At 61.6% G+C, this 5,357-nt stretch carries 5 protein-coding genes; all 5 read left to right on the top strand.

All coding sequences use genetic code 11. The features are described 5' to 3' along the window. On the top strand, positions 1 to 199 hold a 199-nt coding region (locus QMK61_RS17495; RefSeq protein WP_302073518.1), incomplete at its 5' end, for a DUF2345 domain-containing protein. Between the two features lie 10 nt (positions 200 to 209). Further along, complete coding sequence (locus QMK61_RS17490) at positions 210 to 1,064, top strand: DUF4123 domain-containing protein (protein ID WP_302073517.1); 855 nt, start codon at positions 210 to 212, stop codon at positions 1,062 to 1,064. Then, positions 1,061 to 3,721, top strand: coding sequence for a T6SS effector BTH_I2691 family protein (locus QMK61_RS17485; RefSeq protein ID WP_302073516.1), 2,661 nt, complete (start codon positions 1,061 to 1,063; stop codon positions 3,719 to 3,721). The genes QMK61_RS17490 and QMK61_RS17485 overlap by 4 nt, the downstream gene beginning before the upstream one ends. Next, complete coding sequence (locus QMK61_RS17480) at positions 3,699 to 4,694, top strand: DUF6708 domain-containing protein (protein WP_302073515.1); 996 nt, start codon at positions 3,699 to 3,701, stop codon at positions 4,692 to 4,694. The genes QMK61_RS17485 and QMK61_RS17480 overlap by 23 nt, the downstream gene beginning before the upstream one ends. Before the next feature lie 12 nt (positions 4,695 to 4,706). Next, positions 4,707 to 5,150 (top strand): hypothetical protein, encoded by a 444-nt coding sequence (locus QMK61_RS17475; protein ID WP_302073514.1) that lies wholly within the window; start codon positions 4,707 to 4,709, stop codon positions 5,148 to 5,150. Positions 5,151 to 5,357: the final 207 nt, after the last annotated feature.

The following is a 5,357-nucleotide window of genomic DNA, read 5'->3' as shown; positions in this document are numbered from 1 at the left end:
CGCCGGCGCCTATCTCAAGATCCAGGGCGGCGACATCGAGATCGGCGCGCCGGGGAAGGCGGAGTTCAAGGGGGCGCAGAGGGAGATGGCCGGGCCACAGGGTACAAACGCAGCGCAGGTGACCTTGGCGAAAGCCAAGGCCAAATTGTGCGAGTTCAAGACACAGCGTGCAGACAGCAATGGCGCGGCGATTGCGTGAGACGCCGACAGTGAGCGCGCTCGACCATCGACTGATCCAGTCTCACGATTACGCCATCGTCAATCCACTTCAGGTGGATATCAGCCTATGGGGCGACCTCGACGCCAAGGCGACAGTTCCGCGGACGTTCAAGGATCAACCGGAGTTGTTTCCGCTGTTGATCGACTTGAATGCCTTGCCGTTCGCGCGGCGGATCGCATTGATCGAGCAATCCGAAGCCTGGGCGCAAAACCACGACCAGCCCATGCTCTCGGCACTGCTGAAATCCGATGCGCCCCGCGACCGGGTCGTGCAACACCTTGCACGTGCCATGCATGTACGGCGGGATGGCAGGGATCGGGTGTTCCGCTTCCACGATCCGCGGGTCTTCCAGCACCTGCAATGGCTGTTCGATTCGGCGCAGATGAAAGCCTTGCTGGGCCCACTGGATACATGGACGTGGCGCGCACCGAGCGGCGACTGGTCGAGTTGGGCGGCCCCTGGGGCTGCGGCAACTGCGCTGCGCATCCGTGCGGATCAGTGGCCGATCCTGTTGCGGATGGAAGACATCAACATGGTGCTGGCAACCTTGGCCGATGCCGTGCCTTCGCTCGCGGTGGAAGAGAAGCTGGTACGCCGCATCGACGGGCTGCTGGCGGAGTCTGCGCAAGACTGGGGCATGGCGGCCCCGGACGATCGCCAGCTGTTTGCCTGCCAGGCCATCCGTTTTCACCCGCGCATCCATGCGCATCCGGCATTGAAAACCAGACTTGCCACGGTTCGCGACGGCACGCAAAGCTATGTCGGTGCGTGTGCCGATCTGGATGACGCAGTCATGCTCCAACTGGTCGCGGAAATCGCGCCCGACTACAAGGACGACCCATGAGCACAACCTGTCCGTTTTGCCAGAAGAAGAGCAACCCGTGCCCGTTCTGCGAGCGTCCCGGTCTGCCCATCCTGCCCTTGCGCTATGCCGTCGCACGAGCCGACCGCGGTGGCGCACCGGCGTTGTCGGCGCCGTTCGGGGCCGGGGTGAACGACATAGTCCTTCCCGCCAAGATGGCGCATTACACGACGCGCCTTTTGCGCTCGGGCTATCTCTACGCCTACGACGAGAAGCGTCGCAAATGGTATGCGTACGTGGTGACGGAGGAATCGTATCTTTACGATTTCATACCGGGGAAAACGCCACCGGACGTCGCCAAGCTCAAGTTCCAGTGCCATCGCCAGGGCGACGCGCTGCTCGCGCGCTGCATCAAGATCGAGGATGCCGACAAGGCCGGCATCGTGTGGGTCGGCTTTTCGGACACGCCGTGGACACCCGCCGTTCTCAAGAAGCACGACGGCGACGATGGCCGGGCCTACCGCGCCGCCCATATGCGCAAGATCGATATCGCGGCATGGCTGGGCGGCAGCAACAAACAACCGCATACGGCGCCGATGGACGAGCTGACCAGTCGCGTCGCCGAGTTTGCGGCAGCCGTCGTTGGGCAGCAGCCAAGGCGCACGACATTGCTTGGCGTGCTCGACAAGATGTACGACAACACGATGCGATACACGCGGGCGCTGTTCGAGGTTCCCGCCTTCGATTTTTCGCCGCACAAGTTCGTCGATGCCAGTGCACAGGCGGAAGAATTCCTGGCCGAGGCGGCCAAGGCCTGCGCCATTCACAAGCCGGCACTCCTGGGCCTGGACGATGCCACCGGCATCGCCATGGAACTGAACCAGCTGGCCCAGCATCGCGCCGCGGAGTGGATGGAAGAGCCCGAGCGAAAGTGGAAATTCCAGACCGCCACGACCATCGAGTCGATCAAGGCTGCCGTGGGCAACGGCGCCGTCAAGCAGGAAAGCGCCGACCGCAAGCACCATGCCGAGGCCGAGCACGCGGTACTGAGTATGATGATGCCGACCATCACGCGCCAGATCACGCGGCCGGGCTGGCAGGACCGCGTCGGCATCATCAGCCCGGCGGAACAGTTGGAGATCAACAAGCACGCTTGGGAAAAATACCAAAAGTGCTATGACGACCATGCCCGACTGAATTACATCGAGACATACAAGCGAGACCTGAAGGCGTTCGACGCGGCGACGATCAAGCCGCTGGATGCCGCCTACGTGAAATGGCTGGAGTCGACGCCGTTCAAGCGCGCGTTCACGCGCAATTTCGACCCCGCAAACATCGACAGCGGCCTGAACTTCGTGCTGACGATGTACGCCTGCATCCATGGCGCCACTGGCCGCAATGCGGCGATGGCGTATTTCACGAAGGCGCTGGAGTCCGATCCCACCCATGCCGATCACGTCATCGTGCGTGCCCTGGTGTTCGGTCAGGACGCGTTGGCGCGCAAATGGGCGGAAGCTGCCGCCGACAATGCCAAAGGCGACATGCCCTGGCTGGACATTGGCTCCAAGGTCTACGACGCGCTCAAGGACACCTTCGTCAAGGGCTCAACAGGCAAGCTGGAGGGCGCCGCGTCGAACGTGTCGAAGTGTCTCTACCAACTCGGCGGCCCGATCATCAGCCGGCTGGGCGACCTGGTGGATGGCGGCCTGGTATGGGCCGCCGCCAAGTTGCCGGAAAAACGCATGCTGGGGCTGATGCAGGCAGTGCTGACGGTGCAGCATCCGGGCATGGTGATCGGCGCGCTCCACTTCGAAGGTTCGCGTACGCAAACGGCGCACGCGCTGGCGACGGCGCTGGCAGAGATGTCGGGCGGCCGGGCAAGCCTGCTGCAATCGGGTGCACGCCGGGTGGTCGATGTGGCAGATCGCGATCTAGTCAGTGGCCGAGCCCTGCTGGTCATGCAAGAGAACGAGCTGGACGCCCTCAAGAAACTTAGTGGACGCACCAGCGCAAGTGTGCGTGCCGAGGCCGTGGCCGCAGCCGTCAGCGTGGAGAACTTCGAGCTCGAATATGCGAGTTGCGTGCGCCGCGTGGGCAATGCCGAAGTCAAGGGCGGCGTCATTGGCGCCCTGTTCGCGGCACTGGGCGCGCGCACGGCGTTCAAGGACCTGGCCAAGGCCGAAGCCACAGGCACGGACGTGAGAGCCAAGCTCTGGAACGTGCGCGGCGGCATGAGTTCGCTGGCCGGCGGCATGGCGGACGTGGGGGGCTCGGTGAGCAAGAGCTTTGCGTGGGGTGCCGCCAAGCCGCCGCTGCTGGGTGAAATCGAGGCATTGGGCACCTGGACGAAGGCGTTGACCGGGGCGGCGAAGTTGCTTGGGGCGGCGGGCGGGATTATTGCGGGGGTGTTGGAATTCATGGATGGCCTTCAGGAGGCAAAAACCAATCTTGGCCTTGGCGTCACGATGGTCATTCTTGGCGCTTTAGAGGTGGCAGCCGCAATTCTTATGCTTGTTCTTGATGCGACGGGCGTTGGCCTGATCCTTGGGCTAATTATTGCTGCGGCGATTTGGCTCGTATCACTGTTCAAATCGGACGACCTACAAAAATGGTTGGACAAGTGCAAGTTCGGGCATCACCCGAACTTTCCGAACCTTACAGCACAAAACAAGGCCCTTGAAGCCTTGGCGCAAGGGTGACGCTATGTACAGTGGGTGGATCTACAAGTTCAAAGTTAATCGGCCGGTCACTGACGACGAGCTGCAGGAAGCCTTGCCTCGAGAGCCACAGCGCAACGTGGAAGCCACTGACCGCGGTTCGCTGACGCGATTTAATTCCACTTATGTGGAGTTTATAGATCGTTGCTTCTCCTTGCGTGGCTCAATGGGGATGCTGATTGTTTTAGCCGGCTTTTGTTTTCTGTTCGGCGCTTCAATATTCTTGTTTGTTAATGCTTTTACGGATTTTGCGCAAGGCCATTGGCTTCTGATAATTTCGACTGCGTTTTTTGTTTTTTTGTTATCTTTAATTCCGGTTCTTCTCGCCCTCCGCAAAGAATTCTTTACCTACACGCACTACCCCATCCGCTACAACCGCAAGACGCGTAAGGTCTACGTGTTCCGCCACAACGGTCCGGGTGGCGTGCTGGTAGTGCCATGGGAAGAGGGCTATTTCCATCGCGGCCATGGCATGAGCGACAAATCCCTGCTCGACGTACGCTGCCATGTGATGGAGGGCAACACCGTCAAGGACACCTTCGCCACCGGCCATTCGTACGGGATCGAAGCGCCGGTCAACGAACTGTGGGAATTCATCCGCCGCTACATGGACGAAGGTCCCAAGAACGTCAAGCCACCGTTCGTCTCGATGACGGCATCACCCACCTGGCGCAACTGCTGGCGGATGAGCTTCATCCGTGTCGGCGCGGCCTCCACCTTGGCGCAAATCATTCTGCTGCCGATCGAGGGGCCGCTGGTCGTGCTGCGCTGGCTGGTGTTCAAGACCTGCAAGAAACCCGTCTGGCCACCCGAGGTCGAGGCCGAATGCCAGATTGCCGAGAACGATCCCTACCGTCTTTCCGAGCCGGTCAACATTGGCGAAGGCTACGAGACCAACAAACAGGCGCTGGATGCGCAGGTGCGCAAGGGCCAGCGCGAACGCCGCATGAAATAGGAGCGAGCATGCATGTCGGGTGAGAAATCAAGCAGGAAATGGCCTCTTGGCTGGTTGCTCGTGGCCGCCGCCATAGGTGCGTTCGCACTGGCTACTGAGCTGTTCGGCTGGCCAAAGAACGCCGAGTCTGCCGGCGGCTTCGCCGAGTTCGTTGGCGCGCTGCTGTCGCCAGCATCCCTGATGCTTCTGGTGCTCTCCCTGGACGCGCAGTCGAAAACCGAACGTAGAGCCACCGACAACCATTTCCTGTCGCTGCAAGTACAGGCCTTGATCGCATTAATCGAGGACGACCGTTACAAGCTGTCGAGCATGGAGCAGGCTGGCAAGAAAGGAGGCGAGCCTTTCATGGCCATCGTCGCCCGCTACGGCAAGCGCGTCGAAAAGCTCAACGACCTGCTCAAGCACGAACTTAAACTGCCCAAGTTGGCGGATGACGGTGCTTCAACACACCGCTGACCGGCTCACCAGAACTGCACACCGCCGACGGCCACGGCCTGCGCCGCCATCCCGCCCCCAGCGCCAGCGGCAGCCAGAGCGCCATCGTGGTCGGCAACGGCACGCCCATCCATACCGACCGCGACCACCGCGTGGTGGTGCAGCAGCACTGGCAACGCGGCGGCCATGCCGCCAGTCGCCTCGACCACCCGCGCGACGCCAACGCCC

Source organism: Fulvimonas sp. R45 (assembly GCF_030504985.1).
Lineage (GTDB): Bacteria > Pseudomonadota > Gammaproteobacteria > Xanthomonadales > Rhodanobacteraceae > Rhodanobacter_A.
Note: the sequence above shows the minus strand (reverse complement) of the source record. Positions and strands in the feature narration are given on the sequence as shown.